15 protein-coding genes are annotated in these 15,440 nt (G+C 68.1%); 6 read left to right on the forward strand and 9 right to left on the reverse strand.

The annotated features are described in order from the left end of the window. Positions 1–89: 89 nt before the first annotated feature. The gene (locus VGP60_RS39040; RefSeq protein WP_327553255.1) at positions 90–1,109 is read left to right on the forward strand and encodes a phosphatidylinositol-specific phospholipase C domain-containing protein; all 1,020 of its coding nucleotides are present in this window, start codon (positions 90–92) and stop codon (positions 1,107–1,109) included. 112 nt (positions 1,110–1,221) lie between these two features. Here the strand turns inward: VGP60_RS39040 and VGP60_RS39045 are convergent, their stop codons facing one another. After that, positions 1,222–2,148: an NADP-dependent oxidoreductase gene (locus VGP60_RS39045; protein WP_327553256.1), complete on the reverse strand. Its 927-nt coding sequence runs from the start codon at positions 2,146–2,148 to the stop codon at positions 1,222–1,224. Between the two features lie 98 nt (positions 2,149–2,246). Here VGP60_RS39045 and VGP60_RS39050 point away from each other — a divergent pair, with 98 nt between their 5' ends. Then, complete coding sequence (locus tag VGP60_RS39050) at positions 2,247–2,645, forward strand: helix-turn-helix domain-containing protein (RefSeq protein WP_327553257.1); 399 nt, start codon at positions 2,247–2,249, stop codon at positions 2,643–2,645. On the opposite strand, the gene thiD is transcribed toward VGP60_RS39050, so the two are convergent. The 3 genes from thiD to VGP60_RS39065 form a co-directional block, all read right to left on the reverse strand. Continuing rightward, positions 2,638–3,459, reverse strand: coding sequence for a bifunctional hydroxymethylpyrimidine kinase/phosphomethylpyrimidine kinase (thiD, locus tag VGP60_RS39055; protein ID WP_327553258.1), 822 nt, complete (start codon positions 3,457–3,459; stop codon positions 2,638–2,640). The genes VGP60_RS39050 and thiD overlap by 8 nt on opposite strands. Then, the gene (gene thiC, locus VGP60_RS39060) at positions 3,456–5,099 is read right to left on the reverse strand and encodes a phosphomethylpyrimidine synthase ThiC (RefSeq protein ID WP_327553259.1); all 1,644 of its coding nucleotides are present in this window, start codon (positions 5,097–5,099) and stop codon (positions 3,456–3,458) included. Before thiC ends, thiD begins: the two co-directional genes overlap by 4 nt. A 196-nt stretch (positions 5,100–5,295) precedes the next feature. Continuing rightward, complete coding sequence (locus tag VGP60_RS39065) at positions 5,296–6,216, reverse strand: S1C family serine protease (protein WP_327553260.1); 921 nt, start codon at positions 6,214–6,216, stop codon at positions 5,296–5,298. Positions 6,217–6,398: 182 nt separating this feature from the next. Here VGP60_RS39065 and VGP60_RS39070 point away from each other — a divergent pair, with 182 nt between their 5' ends. Further along, the gene (locus tag VGP60_RS39070) at positions 6,399–8,573 is read left to right on the forward strand and encodes a glycoside hydrolase family 15 protein (protein ID WP_327553261.1); all 2,175 of its coding nucleotides are present in this window, start codon (positions 6,399–6,401) and stop codon (positions 8,571–8,573) included. A 255-nt stretch (positions 8,574–8,828) separates the two neighbouring features. Here VGP60_RS39070 and VGP60_RS39075 read toward each other — a convergent pair whose 3' ends face one another. Continuing rightward, entirely contained in the window at positions 8,829–9,401 is a 573-nt protein-coding gene (locus tag VGP60_RS39075) for a peptide deformylase (RefSeq protein ID WP_327553262.1), read from the reverse strand. A gap of 175 nt (positions 9,402–9,576) precedes the next feature. On the opposite strand from VGP60_RS39075, the gene VGP60_RS39080 reads away from it, so the two are divergent. Both VGP60_RS39080 and VGP60_RS39085 read left to right on the forward strand, forming a co-directional pair. Then, a complete protein-coding gene (locus tag VGP60_RS39080) occupies positions 9,577–9,900 on the forward strand; it encodes a DUF3263 domain-containing protein (protein WP_327553263.1) in 324 nt (107 codons plus the stop codon). After that, positions 9,897–10,520, forward strand: coding sequence for a LytR C-terminal domain-containing protein (locus VGP60_RS39085; protein WP_327553264.1), 624 nt, complete (start codon positions 9,897–9,899; stop codon positions 10,518–10,520). Before VGP60_RS39080 ends, VGP60_RS39085 begins: the two co-directional genes overlap by 4 nt. Before the next feature lie 50 nt (positions 10,521–10,570). Here the strand turns inward: VGP60_RS39085 and VGP60_RS39090 are convergent, their stop codons facing one another. The 3 genes from VGP60_RS39090 to VGP60_RS39100 are packed head-to-tail and all read right to left on the reverse strand — an operon-like array spanning position 10,571 to position 14,590. After that, positions 10,571–12,847, reverse strand: a complete 2,277-nt coding sequence (locus tag VGP60_RS39090; RefSeq protein ID WP_327553265.1) for an AAA family ATPase — start codon at positions 12,845–12,847, stop codon at positions 10,571–10,573. A 26-nt stretch (positions 12,848–12,873) separates the two neighbouring features. Further along, positions 12,874–13,863, reverse strand: a complete 990-nt coding sequence (gene pssA / locus VGP60_RS39095; RefSeq protein WP_327553266.1) for a CDP-diacylglycerol--serine O-phosphatidyltransferase — start codon at positions 13,861–13,863, stop codon at positions 12,874–12,876. Between the two features lie 4 nt (positions 13,864–13,867). Beyond that, the gene (locus tag VGP60_RS39100; RefSeq protein ID WP_327553273.1) at positions 13,868–14,590 is read right to left on the reverse strand and encodes a phosphatidylserine decarboxylase; all 723 of its coding nucleotides are present in this window, start codon (positions 14,588–14,590) and stop codon (positions 13,868–13,870) included. 230 nt (positions 14,591–14,820) lie between these two features. Between VGP60_RS39100 and VGP60_RS39105 the strand changes: the two genes are divergently transcribed. After that, entirely contained in the window at positions 14,821–15,006 is a 186-nt protein-coding gene (locus VGP60_RS39105) for a hypothetical protein (RefSeq protein WP_327553267.1), read from the forward strand. A gap of 59 nt (positions 15,007–15,065) precedes the next feature. Here the strand turns inward: VGP60_RS39105 and VGP60_RS39110 are convergent, their stop codons facing one another. Then, positions 15,066–15,359: a GlsB/YeaQ/YmgE family stress response membrane protein gene (locus tag VGP60_RS39110; protein WP_327553268.1), complete on the reverse strand. Its 294-nt coding sequence runs from the start codon at positions 15,357–15,359 to the stop codon at positions 15,066–15,068. Positions 15,360–15,440: the final 81 nt, after the last annotated feature.

The raw sequence follows: 15,440 nt of genomic DNA on the forward strand, positions 1-15,440 counted from the left end.
GTCCTTCACTGATCGGCAACCCTGTTGGCACAGTGTGAGACCGATGACATTTTTTTTGACAACACTGCTTGGTCAGTGAAGGGACCACGATGAGATTCTCCTCGGCAGCGTTCATGATCGGCGCGCTGGTGGCGGGTTCGCTGATGACCACCACGGCGGCGAGTGCGGACCCGGCAAAGATTTCCGGCTCCACCACGGTCGGCGTGCACAACACCTACGACCCCGCCGCGTACGACTACCTCGCCCGCTCCCTCGACGCGGGCTCCTCCCTGGTCGAACTCGACGTCTGGCCGAACTTCATCACTCACGAGTGGAAGGTCAGCCACGACAATCCGCTGGGCAACGCGAACAACTGCGTCGCGGCGACCTCCCCGGGCCAGCTCTACACCGGCGGCAAGAACAAGAACCTCGAGTTCTGCCTCGACAACATCCGCGTCTGGCAGGAGGCGCACCCCGACCGCGGGCCGATCACGCTCAAGATCGAGATGAAGACGGGCTTCTCCGACAACACCGGCTTGGGCCCGGACGAGCTCGACGCCACCATCCGCGGCCACCTCGGCGGCCGGGTGTACCGCCCGGCGGACCTGCTCGGCGGCTACTCGACCCTCGACGAGGCGTCCAAAGCGGACAACTGGGCGGCACGGTCTTCCTTGAACGGCAAGGTGATCATCGAGGTCATCCCCGGCACCGTCGAGGAGCAGAACCCGACCGACACCCTGAAGACCGACGTCGAATACGCCCGGTACCTGGTGAACCTCAAGAACGCCGGCCGTCTCGGCGACGCGCAGATCTTCCCGACCGTGCACGGCGCGGCCGGCGGCGACCCGCGTGACAAGTACGAAGCGGCGCTGAAGCCCTGGTTCGTCGTCTTCGACGGCGACGCCAACGCGTGGGTCACGCAGACCGGCCCGTGGTGGTTCGACGCGAACCACTACTACGTGGTCATGACCGACGCCCAGAACGTCGCGCCCGCCATCGACAGCCGCAACCCGACCGTCGACCAGGCGAACCAGCGCGTCGCCGACCTCGCGAAGCAGCACGCTTCGGTGATCACCTCGGACTGGGTCGGCCTCACCACCGTCCTCCCGCAGGTCCTCCCGCGCGGCTGACGCTCTGAAGTGCCACCATGGCCACCTTGGTCGCGTTGAACGCGACCAAGGTGGCCATGGTGGCTTTACGGCCCGCGCAACCATCGCCATCTGTCGACAGATGGCGACCTCGTCAGACGGTGGTCAGGACGATCTTTCCGGTGACGCGGCCGCCTTCGCCGAGTTCGTGGGCCTTCGCGACCTCGTCGAGCGGGAAGGTCTGGTCGACGTGCACGCGGAGCTTGCCCGCCTCGATGAGCGCGGTCAGGCCGAGCAGGCCGACCTGGTCGGGCTCGACGAGCATCGGCGACAGTCGTACGCCGAGTTCGGCGGCCTTCACGCCGACTGCCCCGCCGGCACCGCTCGGGACGGCGACGAGGATGCCGCCGGGCTTCAGCGAGGTGATCCACCGCAGGTCGCTCTGCTCGCCGACCAGGCCGAGCACGACGTCGATGTCCTCGGCGGACGCGTTGGCGTCGTGGTAGTCGATCGGCTCGTCGACGCCGATGGAGCGCAGGAAGTCGTGCTTCGCCGCACTGGCCGTGCCGAGTACGTACGCGCCGCGCGCCTTGGCGATCTGGACGGCGAGGTGGCCGACACCGCCCGCTGCGGCGTCGACGAGAACTCGTTGTCCTGACTGGATCTTCGCGACGTCGACGAGGCCTTGCCACGCGGTGAGCCCGGCCAGCGGCAGCCCGGCCGCTTCGGCGTGCGAGATCCCGGCGGGCTTGCGGACGAACTGCCGCGACGGCGCGGTGACGTAGTCGGCGTATGCGTTCGCCGCGCGCGGAAACCACGGCATGCCGAGAACTTCGTCGCCGACGGTGAACGCGGTGCTGCCGAAACCGACCTCTTCGACGACACCGGAGACGTCCCAGCCGACGGTGTAGGGCGGCTTGCCGAGAAAGCCCTCGCGAGACCGCGTCTTCCAGTCCACCGGGTTGATCCCGGCGGCGTGCACCCGCACGAGGATTTCGGTCGGGATGGGCGTCGGCCGCTCGGCATCGACCACCTGAAGCACCTCGGTGCCGCCGACTTCTTGCTGAGTTACCTTGCGCATCGAAAGAGGCTCCTTGGTCGTTCTTGGCTGGTTGTTCCCAGTATCCCGCGCTTGGTAACATTTCGAAAGAAGGCACTTCGACGTAAAGTAGGTACCTCATGGAAACTAGCTGTGACGTGCCGGAATCTCCTTGGGACGTCTATCTCCGGAGCTGTCCCTGCCGTGATGTGCTCGATCTGGTCGCCAACAAGTGGACCGCACTCGTGCTCGGCGCGCTGACCAGGAAGACCCACCGATTCGGTGAACTCCGCCGCGCTGTCGACGGCATCAGCCAGAAGATGCTGACCCAGAACCTGCGCAATCTCGAGCGCGACGGGCTCGTAACGCGCACTGTCTACCCGACGACCCCTCCCGCGGTCGAGTACGCGCTCACCGAGATGGGTGCCGAGATCGCCGCGTACCTGAACGCGATCAGCGGCTGGACGCAGACGAACTTCGACCGCATCCGCGCCGCCCGCGAGGTCTACGACAACCGCGAAATGCTGCCGGTCAATTAGGCGCGAGCCGCCAGAACGGCGAGACCGGGCCGACGCCGGCACCGAGCGGGTACGCCTCGGCGACGCACCGCTCGATGAACCGCTTGCCCTCGGCCACGGCGCCGGGCATGTCCGCGCCCTTGGCGAGCGACGCGGTGATGGCCGACGCCATCGTGTCGCCGCCGCCGTGGGTGTTCTCGGTTTCGTACCGTGGGCCCGAAAGCTCGAGGTAGTCCGTGCCGTCGGAGAGCAGGTCGACGCATTCCGGGCTCTCGTACATGTGCCCGCCCTTGACGAGCACCCAGCCGGAACCGAACTCCAGCAACGCTTTCGCCGCTTCCCGCTGGGTCGTCTTGTCCGTCACCCGGACGCTGGTGAGCAGCCGGACCTCGTCGAGATTCGGCGTGATCAGGTTGGCTCGCGGGAACAACTCGGTGCGGATCGCTTCCAGCGCTTCCTCGCGCAGCAGGGAATCGCCGGTCATCGACGCCGCCACCGGGTCCACCACGAACGGGACCTCGGTGCCCTGTCCGATGTGGACTTCGTCCAGCGTCCTGGCGACGGCGTAGATGATCTCCGCCGTCGCCAGCATCCCGGTCTTCGCCGCGTTGACGCCCATGTCGCCGGCCACCGCCTTGATCTGGGCGGTGACCGTCTCGGCGTCGATCTCGGTGAATCCTTGAACTCCCAAGGAGTTCTGCACGGTGACCGCCGTCAGTGCGACCAGGCCGTGCACCCCGCACGCGAAGAACGTGCGGAGATCCGCCTGGATGCCCGCCCCACCGCCGGAGTCCGAGCCGGCGATGGTCAACGCGGTGCGGGGTGTCGTGGTCATGCTGTCGTCAGCGGCAGGTAGACCTTGTTGCCCTTTTCGGCGAACTCTTCGGACTTCTCGGCCATGCCGGCTTCGATCGCTTCCACTGTGGTCAAACCGTTCTCTTCGGCGTACTTGCGCACGTCCTGGGTGATGCGCATGGAGCAGAACTTCGGCCCGCACATCGAGCAGAAATGCGCTGTCTTCGCGGCCTCGACAGGCAAAGTCTCATCGTGGAACGACCGTGCGGTGTCCGGATCGAGTGCCAGGTTGAACTGGTCTTCCCAGCGGAATTCGAAGCGGGCCTTGGAAAGTTCGTCGTCCCATTCCTGCGCGTGCGGGTGCCCCTTGGCCAGATCGGCGCTGTGCGCGGCGATCTTGTAGGTGATCACCCCGGTCTTGACGTCGTCGCGGTTCGGCAGGCCGAGGTGCTCCTTCGGCGTGACGTAACACAGCATCGCCGTGCCGTACCAGCCGATCTGCGCGGCACCGATGGCCGAGGTGATGTGGTCGTAGCCCGGCGCGATGTCCGTCGCGAGTGGACCGAGGGTGTAGAACGGCGCCTCGCCGGTGAGCTTTTCCTCCAGCTCGACGTTCTCCTTGATCTTGTGCATCGGCACGTGGCCGGGGCCCTCGATCATCACCTGGACGTTCTTGGCACGGGCGAGATGTGTTAGCTCGCCGAGGGTTTCGAGCTCGGCGAACTGCGCGCGGTCGTTGGCGTCCGCGATCGAGCCGGGACGCAGCCCGTCGCCGAGCGAGAACGTGACGTCGTACTGGTGCAGGATGTCGCACAGCTCTTCGAAATGCGTGTACAGGAAGGATTCCTTGTGGTGCGCCAGGCACCACGCGGCCATGATCGCGCCACCGCGCGAGACGATTCCCGTGACGCGCTTGGCCGTGAGCGGGATGTACCGCAGCAGTACGCCCGCGTGCACGGTGACATAATCGACGCCCTGTTCGCACTGCTCGATGATGGTGTCCCGATAGACTTCCCAGCTCAGCTTTTCGGGCTCTCCGTTGACCTTTTCGAGCGCCTGGTAGATCGGCACGGTGCCGATCGGGACCGGTGAGTTGCGGATGATCCACTCGCGGGTCTCGTGGATTCGTTTGCCTGTCGAGAGGTCCATGATGGTGTCGGCGCCCCAGCGGGCGGCCCAGACCATCTTGTCGACCTCTTCTTCCACAGAGGACCAGACCGCCGAGTTGCCCATATTGGCGTTGATCTTCACCAGGAAGTTCTTGCCGATGATCATGGGTTCGGTCTCGGGATGCCGGCGGTTGGCCGGGATCACGGCCCGGCCGATGGCCACTTCGGACCGGACGAACTCCGGATCCATCCGCTCACGGGCGGCGATGTACTCCATTTCGCGGGTGATGACCCCCGCTTTCGCCCAGCCCAGCTGCGTGTTGTGCTCGCGGCCGTCGACCCAGCCCGCGCGCAGCCGGTGGAGTCCATTGTGGACGTCGATGTTCGCATCCGGATCCGTGTAGGGGCCGGAAGTGTCGTAGACATCGAAGTGTTCGCCGTTGGTGAGTGCCACTCGGCGGACGGGAACCCGGAGGCCGGATTCGGTGTGGTGGTAGACCTTGCTGGAGCCGGTGATGGGCCCGGTGGTGACCTTGGGCTGAATATCGGCAGAGTTCTCAAGCGTGGTCAAGGAAAGCACTCCCTACGCCGGCATTACCCGGTCAGGTTCATGCGGTCGGTGGCACCGGAGACCCCTAGAAAGTCCCAGCCACCCTCTCAGCCCGCCATAGCGCGAGCTCCCGCGGTGTGTTGTTCGGTTGTCTCTTGACCATGCCATGACTGCGCCCAGTACTCAACCCTGTGCGGACACCGTCACCCCGCTGGCGTCAGCCGACGAGTTCCGCGGGCGTGGCGTAGACGTCGACCATCGCACCGTTGCGCAGCACGGTGATCGGCAGCGCGGTCCCGATGACCTCACCGAAAAGCTGACGCTGGATGCCCTGCGCGTCGGCGATCCGTTCACGCCCGACGGACAGCACGAGATCACCTTTGCGGAGTCCGGCGCGCTCGGCCGGTCCGCCGTCGACGACCTCCATCACCCGCAGTCCCGCGCTCTGCCCGGTGCGCTCGGCGACGTCGTCGGGCAGTGGCGCCGGGACGCCGACCACGCCGAGATACGCGCGCTGGACCCGGCCTTCGACGAGCAGCGTGTCGATGATCCGCCGGGTCGTCGTCGTGATCGGCACGGCGAGGCCGAGCCCGAACCCGGCGACGGCCGTGTTGATGCCGACCACCCGCCCGGTCGAGTCCGCCAGCGCGCCGCCCGAGTTGCCGGGGTTGAGCGCGGCGTCGGTCTGGATGACGTCCTCGATCACCCGCGCGGTGCGTCCTTGCCGGACCGGCAGTGCCCGGCCGAGGCCGCTCACCACGCCCGCGGTCACCGAGCCGGAGAACCCGAGCGGACTTCCGATCGCCACCACGAGCTGGCCGACGACGAGCGTTCCGGCGTCGCCGAGCTGAGCGGGCGGGGGAGTCTCGCCGCGCGCGTGCAGCACCGCGAGATCGGACAGCGGGTCCGCGCCGACGACGTCGAAGTCGATCTCGCTGCCGTCGGAGAAGGTCGCGACACCATGGCTGTGCCGGCCGACGACGTGCGCGTTCGTCAGGAGATGCCTGTCCTCGGTGAACACGACGGCAGAGCCGCCGCCGTTGCCGAGCCGCACGCTCGCGACATGCGGCGTCACCGTGGCGGCGACCGTGCTGACCACTCGTGAGTAGGCGTCCATGGCTTCGGAGTCGTCCGGCATCGGGCACCGCCTTACGTGATTACACCGTTTCAAACACTTCAAGTGTGCACCTGTTTCGATCGGGTGATGGGGCCGTTCGCTCGCGGCGAACCACCGGATCGGGCTAGCACCTGGGGAGAAATTCACGACATACTTTTCGTCGCTTCCGCAACGCCGCGGAACCGGGCTTCCTTGGGGTGAAGATGCGAAAAATTCTGCTGCCGGCCATGGCCGCGCTGCTGGTCACCGGGCTGATTCCCGGTTTGGCCGCGGCGAGCGGAGGTGCGGCGCCGGGTGCTCCCGGTGCGCACCCGTCCTGGCTGCCGGCGAACAAGACCGGCTTCGGCACCGCACGGGAAAAGGCCAGCAACATCTGGTTCACGCTGCAGGCGGGCCAGTTGTCCGAGGTCTACTACCCGAACTTGTCGACGCCGAGCGTCCGTTCGATGAACTTCGTCGTCACCGATGGCAAGAGTTTCGCCTCGGTGGATTCCGACGCGCGCTCGCAGCAAGTGCGTCGGACCAGCGCCGACGGCCTGATCTACGAGCAGACGATCACCGACGACCAGCGCCGCTGGCGCATCCACAAGACCTACGTGACCGACCCGGCGCGCGACTCGGTGCTGGTGAGCGCCGATTTCACGTCACTGACCGGAAAGCCGTACCAGCTCTACGCCGCCCTCGACCCGGACCTGGCGAACAACGGCGCCGACGACTCGTCCCGCACCGAAGGCGACGCGCTCGTCTCGCGTGACGCCACCACGGCCGCCGCGCTCGCCGCGAAACCGGCGTTTACCAGTACCAGCAACGGTTTCGCGGGTGTGTCCGACGGCATCACGCAGCTCAAGAAGTCGTTCGAGCTCACACCGTATTCGAGCGCGGGCAGCGGGAACGTGATCGTCACCGGGCAGACCGCCGTCGACGGCGTCCGCTCGCGGCACGTCGAGTTGGCCATCGGCATGGCGAGCGGGGAGCGTGCGGCCCTCGACACGGCACGAACCTCACTGCGCCAACGCTTCGACGACGTCGAGCGCGCCTACGACTCCGGCTGGCGGCACTATCTCGACGGCGTCAAAGATGTCCCCGCGTCGATCAAGACGAAGAAGGAACGGGACCTGTACCAGGCTTCCGTGCTGATGCTCGCCGCGAGCGAGGACAAGACGCACCCCGGCGCGTTCATCGCGTCGCCGAGCATGCCTTGGCGCTTCGGCAACAACGACCCGGAATGGTCGCCGTCGGGTACTTATCACCTCGTCTGGCCGCGGGACCTCTACCAGATCGCGACCGGCCTGCTCGCCGCCGGCGACAAGGCGGCCGCGAACCGGTCCGTGGACTACATGTTCGGCACCCAGCAACTGCCCGACGGGCATCTGCCGCAGAACTCGGACGTCGATGGCACTCCTTATTGGACTTCCATCCAGCTCGACGAAACCGCGCTGCCGATCGTGCTGGCCCAGCAACTCGGCCGCACGGACGCCAAGACCTGGGCCGGTGTCCGCAAAGCCGCGGAATTCCTGCTGTCCTATCGGGCCGACAACGGCAAGGCGTCGCCGTACACCCAGCAGGAACGCTGGGAAGAACAGGACGGGTATTCGCCGTCGACCATCGCCGCGGTGATCGCCGGTCTCGTCTGCGCGGCGGACCTGGCCAAGCACAACGGCGCCGCGGCCGACGCCCAGCGCTACCTCGCGGCCGCGGATTCCTTCAAGGCCAAGCTTTCGACGTGGACGGTCACCACTAACGGTCCGTTGTCGGCCGACCCGTACTTCGTGCGGCTCACCAAGGACGGCAACGCCAACGCGGGCACCACCTACAACCTCGGCAACTCCAGCGTCACCGCCGACCAGCGCGCCGTCACCGACGCCGGATTCCTGGAGCTGGTGCGGCTCGGCATCTATCGCGCGGACGACCCGGTGATCCGCAACAGCATCAAGGTCACCGACGCCGACATCGCGTTCACCACCCCGACCGGCCAGTTCTGGCACCGCTACACAAAGGACGGTTACGGCGAACAGGCCGACGGCTCACCATGGGACTACACCTTCCCCGCGGAAAGCCGCACCACGTATGGACGTCTGTGGCCACTGCTCGCCGGGGAACGCGGTGAATACGACCTCGCCAACGGCGACCGCTCGACCGCCGCACGCCGGCTGCGGGACCTCGGCCGGGTGAGCAGCACCGGCGACACCATGCCGGAACAGGTCTGGGACGAGAATGCCCCTTCGGGCCAAACCGGCTTCCCCGCCGGGACGCCCACCGCGTCCGCGACCCCGCTGGCGTGGACGCACGCGCAGTACCTCCGGCTGGCCTGGTCGGTGCAGTCGGGTGCGGTGATCGAACAGCCTCGGGTGGTGCGCTGCCACTTCCTGGGCTGCTGAGTCCCGGGCTCCGACGTGGCCTCCGACGCGCCATGAACGGACCCTTCCTGGCAAAAACTGAAATGAAGGGTCCCTTCCTCTCACTCCGGCACTGAGTGACAGAACGCCATGAACGGACCCTTCCTGCCACTTTGACACTGGGTGCCAGGTTGGTAGGAAGGGTCCCTTCATGCCGAAAAATGAGAGGAAGGGTCCGTTCATGGCATCGCGGCACCAAGTGCCAGGACGCCACAAAAGTGCCGTTCACACCGTGCGTCAGGCTTGCTCGCGCTCGCCGGGCATCGGGGGCATCCACGAAAGTCCCGGGACGCCCCACTCGTTGTGCTTCAGCATCCGCTTCGCCTCGCGGGCGTGGCGGCCGATGAGCCGGTCCAGGTAGATGTACCCGTCCAGGTGATCGGTCTCGTGCTGGAGGCAGCGGGCGAAGTAGCCGGTGCCTTCGACCTCGATCGGGTTGCCCTCGACGTCGAAGCCGGTCACCTTGGCCCAGGTCGCGCGGCCGGTCGGGTACGACTCGCCGGGGGCCGACAGGCAGCCTTCCCAGTCGTCGTCCGGGTCGGGCATGGTCTCCGGGATCTCGGAGGTCTCGAGCTTGGGGTTGACCACCACGCCCTTGTAACGGGTGCCCTCGTCGTCGGGACAGTCGTAGACGAACAGGCGGAGGTCGAGGCCGATCTGGTTGGCCGCGAGGCCGACGCCCTCGGCCGCGTACATCGTCTCGAACATGTCTTCGGCGAGTGTGCGCAGCTCCGCGTCGAACTCGGTGATCTCCCGAGTCGAGTTGTGCAGCACAGGGTCGCCGGCGATTCGGATGGCATGGACGGTCACGAGCACCGAGTTTAGTCAGACCTTTCTGGTAGACCGGCACTAGACCAAGACGCGCCGGGGAATAGCCCACGGTGATCACTCGGCGCGTGGTCTAATGGCTGCCGCGGAACGACAACCGTGTGATTCGCCGACGCCCTAACGCAGCTGGAACACGGACCTGATTGTGAGGAGTCAGATGGACGCCGCGGAGTCGATGGCCGAGGGTTCTCAGCCGTCCCCGCCCGTACCGGAGGCCGGTCAGGTCGCGGGCCTTTCCAGCCGCGAGATCGAGGTGCTCGCCTTCGAACGGCAGTGGTGGAAGTACGCCGGTGCCAAGGAGAAGGCGATTCGCGAACAGTTCAAGATGTCGTCGACGCGGTACTACCAGATTCTGAATCAGCTGATCGACAAGCAGGAAGCTATGCAGGCGGATCCGATGCTTGTGAAGCGGTTGCGCAAGACGCGCACCGTGCGGCAGCGCACCCGGGCAGCACGGCGACTGGGGATTGAGTTGCCATGAGTTTGTTTTCCGGCCTTTCCCGTCCGCTCAAGGCGGCCGGTCTGGCGTTGGTCGGCGTGGCGATCGTCGCGGCCGTGATCGGTGGCGTCACGCTGCTGAACAGCGGAGACAAGAACGACACGGCGCAACCGAGCACTTCGGCGACGCCGCCTCCGGGTGGTGCGCCCAGTGGCTCGGTGCCGCCTCCGTCGCCCAGTCCCAGCCCGTCACCTTCGGCGCCGCCCTCGTCCTCTTCCGCCGCGCCGCCGCCGAGTTCGCCGGCCGCCCCGCCGCCGAGCCAGGGTGGCCAGCCCGGTGACCAGCAGGCTTCGGCCAAGTGGGTCACCGTGCGCGTCTACAACAACAGCACCATCCACGGCTTGGCCGCCACCGCCGCCGACGACTTCCGCGGGTCGGGCTGGAACGTCGCCGAGGTCAGCAACTACTCGGCAGGCATCATCCCGGTCACCACGGCGTACTACCGCCCGGGCACCGACGAGGAGACGGCCGCGAAGGCCCTTGCCGCCGAGTTCGGCCTGCGCGCCGAGGCGCGGTTCGACGGCATCAAGGAATCCAGCCCCGGCGTCATCGTCATCGTCACGAACAACTACAAGACGAAGGCCTCCGGCGGAAAGAACTAACACCCCGCCCCACCCCGGGGAAAAGTCGACATATTCCCCGGGGAGGGTGGTCAGTGACCGGCGGCGTAGGCCTCCAGCGAGGCGAGCTGGGCCGGGTCCAGTGACGGGCGGACGGCCTCGCGTGCCTTCTCCAGATGCGCCGCGGTGACGACAACGGCTTCGAGTGACTCCCGCATCGCCGTCAGCGCGGCCTCGCGGATGAGCGCCGCGCAGTCCGCCGCCAAGTAGCGGTCCAAAGTGGACGCTAGCTCGTCGAGGTCGACGTCGTCGGCCAGCGGGGTGTTCTTCGAGGTCGCGCGCAGGATCGAGGCGCGGCCTTCGGCGTCTGGTGGCGGCACGTAGACGAGTCGTTCGAGCCTGCCGGGTCGCAGTAGCGCCGGGTCGATGAGTTCCGGCCGGTTCGTGGCGCCGAGCACGACGACCTCGCGCATCGGCTCCACGCCGTCCAGCTCGGTGAGCAGCGCGGCGACAACGCGGTCCGCGACCCCGGAGTCCGAAGACTGGCCGCGGCGCGGGGCGAGTGCGTCGATCTCGTCGAGGAAGATCAGTGAGGGCGACGCTTCCCGCGCGCGGCGGAACAGCTCGCGCACGGCACGCTCCGACTCGCCGACCCACTTGTCCATCAGCTCGGCGCCCTTGACCGCGAACACGTTGAGCGCACCCGTCCCGGCCAGCGCCCGCACCAGGTACGTCTTGCCGCCACCCGGCGGCCCGTAGAGCAGCACCCCGCGCGGCGGCGCGACACCCAGGCGGGCGAAGGAATCCGGGTACCGCAGCGGCCAGAGCACGGATTCGGTGAGCGACTGCTTGACCTCGGTCATGTCGCCGACGTCGTCGAGGCTGAGCCCGCCGGTCGCCAGAACGTCCGAAGTGGACATCGAGATCGGGCGGACGGTGGCCAGCGCGTCGAGCAGGTCCTGCTGGGAGATCCGGGGCTCGTCCGCCTCGCGCTGCCGCAGTGCGGCCCGCAACGCGCCGTCGCGGCGCAGCGCGACCAGGTCGGCCGCGACGAATCCGGGCGTGCGCTCGGCCAGCACGCGGACGTCGACACCGGGCTCGAGCGGCACGTCCCGCAGCAGGATCTGCAGCAGATCGCCGCGGACCTTGGCGTCGGGCAGCGGCAGGCTCAGCTCCCTGTCGAGCATGTCGGCTCCGCGCAGCCGCGGGTCGATCGACTCCGAGCGTCCGGTGGTGGCGACCAGCGCGAGCTGGCCGTGACCCATCGCCTTGCGCAGTTCGTCGAGTACGACAGTGGCGAGCGGCGGTGGCTGGGTCGCGGGGAGCAGCGCGTCGATGTCGTTGATCAGGAGCACCGCCGGGCCGTCGCCGGAAGCGGCGCGGTCGATGGCGTCGCGCAGCCGGGCGGCGGCCACGTTCGGCTCCAGCACGGCGATGCTCGGCGCGGCCAGGATGACCACGCGGACGTTCTCTTCCTTGCCGACCGCGCGGACCAGCGTCTCCTTGCCGACGCCTTCGGGCCCGGACAGCAGCACACCGAGGCGGCCGGACGTCCCGAGCTTCGCCAGCAGCTCTGGATGTTTGAAGGCCAGGTCGAGCCACTCGATCAGCTTGCGGGCCGCGGGTTCCGCGCCGGCCAGGTCCGCGACCGCGGGCACGTCCGAGGTGTCCTCGACCAGCCCGGTGACCTCTTCGACGACCTCGGCGTCGATGAAGTCGTCCGTGCGCGAGATCCGCTGGGTGGTCTTGACCATGGCGCTGCTGGTCCGGTTCGACCCGGCCGCGGGCGAGTCACCCGTACGGGCGCCGTCACGCCACATGACCACAGTGGACGATCCCACCGCGACCGGCCCGGCCGGATCCGCCGCGGTGACCGTCAGCAGTTCGTTGGTCCAGGTCATGCCGATGGCGCGCGAAAGCTGACCCCGGATGGCGGCCACATTGGACCCCGGCGGCGGCGCGAGGTCCTGGGGCAGCAGGGAAACCGCGTCGCCAACGGTCAGCACCTTGCCGATCAGCGCGAGCCGCAGCATCTGCGGCGTCAGTGACACGCTGGCCAGGCGCGATCCCGCGACCGTCACCGTGCGCGCCGCGCCGACGTCGGCGGGCTGCACCACGATCTCCGCGCCTTCGGTGACACCGAGGTTCGACATGGTGACGTCGTCGGCCAGCACCACCCCCGGCGTTCCGCCGGGATCGGCGGGCGCGGCCAGCGCGGCGCTCACTCGGGCGCCGGTGAGATGGACGGCGTCCCAGGCCAGCAGCCCGAGCGCGTCGAGTACTTCGGGGTGCAGCCGGACCACGCCTCGGCGTGAATCGAGCGCGGACGGCGTGTGCCGGACGGTCAGCGTGATCTGGGGTGACGTCACGCTGTCACACTAGCGAAGGCGCGTGCTTACTTGCTGCGCTGACGGAGGCCGATCCGGCGCCAGCTGCGGCGGCGCGGGCCGTGGTCGGGCGCCTTGCCGTTGCCGTTGCCGCCGGCACCGCGGTTCGTGCGGGCGACGTGCTGCTCGCCGTTGTTGCGCTGGTACCTGACCGCGCGCATGGCCGCACCGGCGACCCGGCGGCGCAGCGGCGGGCGCAGGCCGAGGCGGCGCTGGCTGCGGGCGCGGCGGATGGCCCGGCGCTCGCGCGGCGGCACCGTCCAGGCTTCGGGGTGCGATGCCAGCCACCGGTGCCGGTAGACCGCGTACGGCACGTGCACCAGGTAGATCACGAGCGCGATCGCCAGCGCGACGAGCGGGTACAGGAAGATCGCCGCGGCCAGCAGGCAGACGCCCACCAACAGGGGGGCGATCGCCTTCGCGGGCGCTTTCACGGTCTTCAGCGACAGCGTCGGGATGCGGCTGATCAGCAGGGCCGCGATGGCCACCGTCCAGATCCACACGAAGGCCTGCGAAGACCACCAGCCGGAACCGAATTCGATGGAGACGATGAGCGGCAGCAACGCCAGCAGGCCGCCGGCGGGCGCGGGCACGCCGACGAAGAACTCACTCGCGTAGGGCGGCTGCTCGGTGTCGTCGAGGAAGGTGTTGAACCGCGCCAGCCGGAGCACTATGCAGACCGCGAACACCAGCGAGACGACCCAGCCGATGCGCTCGCTGTCGGCGTGCCAGACGTAGAGCACCAGCGCGGGCGCGACACCGAACGAAATCGCGTCGGACAGCGAGTCGAGCTCGGCGCCCATCTTCGACGTCGCGTCCAGCAGCCGCGCGATCCGGCCGTCGAGGCTGTCGAGCACGGCGGCGATCCCGATGGACGCGATCGCCATCGGGTAGTTCATCGAGAGCGCGAACATGACTGCGGACAGCCCGGCGCACAGCGCGAGCACCGTGATGGCGTTCGGGAGCAGCCGGACACTCGCGGTGGGGACGCGGACCATCTGGTCAGCCTTCCGAGGACGAAAGCGGGGGAAGTTCGGCGATCGGGGTCTCGCCGCCGATGGTGCGCTGGCCCTTGCGGACCAGGAGCTTGCTGCCCGGCGGGAGGTAGAGGTCGACGCGCGAGCCGAAGCGGATCAGGCCGTACGTCGCACCGGCGTCGACCTTGTCGCCTTCGTTGATCTGGCAGACGATGCGCCGCGCGATGAGCCCGGCGATCTGGACGACGACGAGCTCGTGGCCGTCCTCGGTGTGCATGAGCACGGAGTTGCGCTCGTTGTCGTCGCTGGCCTTGTCGAGGTCGGCGGAGAGGAACTTGCCGGGCCGGTAGGCCACCTTGTTGATGACGCCCGTGGCCGGGGTGCGCTGCACGTGGACGTCGAAGACGGACAGGAAGACGCTGACCCGCAGCCGCGGGACGTCCGGCAGGCCGAGCTCGGGCGGCGGGGTCGCCTCTTCGATGAGGGACACCAGGCCGTCGGCCGACGCGAGGGCGAGGCCGCTGCGGGCGGGCGCGACGCGCTTGGGCTCGCGGAAGAACGCGGCCGTGGCGGCGGTGGCCAGCGCGCCGACGACACCGAGCGGCTTCGCGATCTTGCGCAGCACGAGCGTCGCGGCGATACCGCCGAGCACGAACGGACGGCCGGCCGGATGCATCGGCGGCACGGTTTCGCGCGCGAGCTTGATCGCATGGGCGACAGGATTGCTGCCAGTGGGCGCGGCGCTCATTGGGTCGAATTCCCCGCAGTCGTGTTCCTTGTGGTTATGGCCGCACCACGCTACCGCCCGGGTGGCGGGCGCGTCGGGGCGGTTGTGCCCAGTGGACTTCCCGTCCCCCGCGGGGGTTTCCCCTTCGAGGGTGGAAAAGCCCACAGTCCGGTAACGGACGGTCCAAATCATCGATAACTCTGGGTAGTTGGCGCCGGTGGGGCGCTACCCGAACGCGAGGAGAAACGTCCATGCGACCTGGTGCGGACGCTGTGGGCGATCGCCTCGCCCAACTGCTGTGTGCTTGGCGGCGCGATATTCGCGCCGTGCCGATGCCGACGCTGATCGACGCCGGGAGTGCGGCCGACTTGATCCGCTACACCCGCTGGGCAAGCCGGGTGCGCATCTCCCCCGACGAAGATGCGCACCCGGTATGACCGAGAAGGCAGCACTTTAGTCCACAAAAGGGCACGCTTAACCGCATGTGGGGGAAACGTTACAAACGGTCACGGGTGCGGTCGCGCCGCCGGCCCGCGCTCAGGACGAGCCGCAGCAGGGCCAGTAGGACGACAGCGCCGAGCACGGCCACGCCGAAGCTCGGGAAGTCGAAGTCGAAGGTCTTCTGCTGGCCGGTGACGAGCCGGTAGAGCAGCCCGCCGAGTGCCGCCCCGACCACGCCGACCAGGACGCTGACCAGGCATCCCTGGCGCCGTCTGTCCCGGCCGCCGACCACCAGGTTGGCCGCCCATCCGGCAAGCGCCCCGAAGATGATCCACGCGAAAAATCCCATGGCCCCAGCCTACGGCCGCCCCGCCCACCCGCCGGCCGACATTCCCCCAAAGCGGCGTTGGGGGCACTGGATGCCCCCAAC

Source organism: Amycolatopsis sp., from assembly GCF_036008905.1.
In the GTDB taxonomy this organism is placed as follows: domain Bacteria; phylum Actinomycetota; class Actinomycetes; order Mycobacteriales; family Pseudonocardiaceae; genus Amycolatopsis.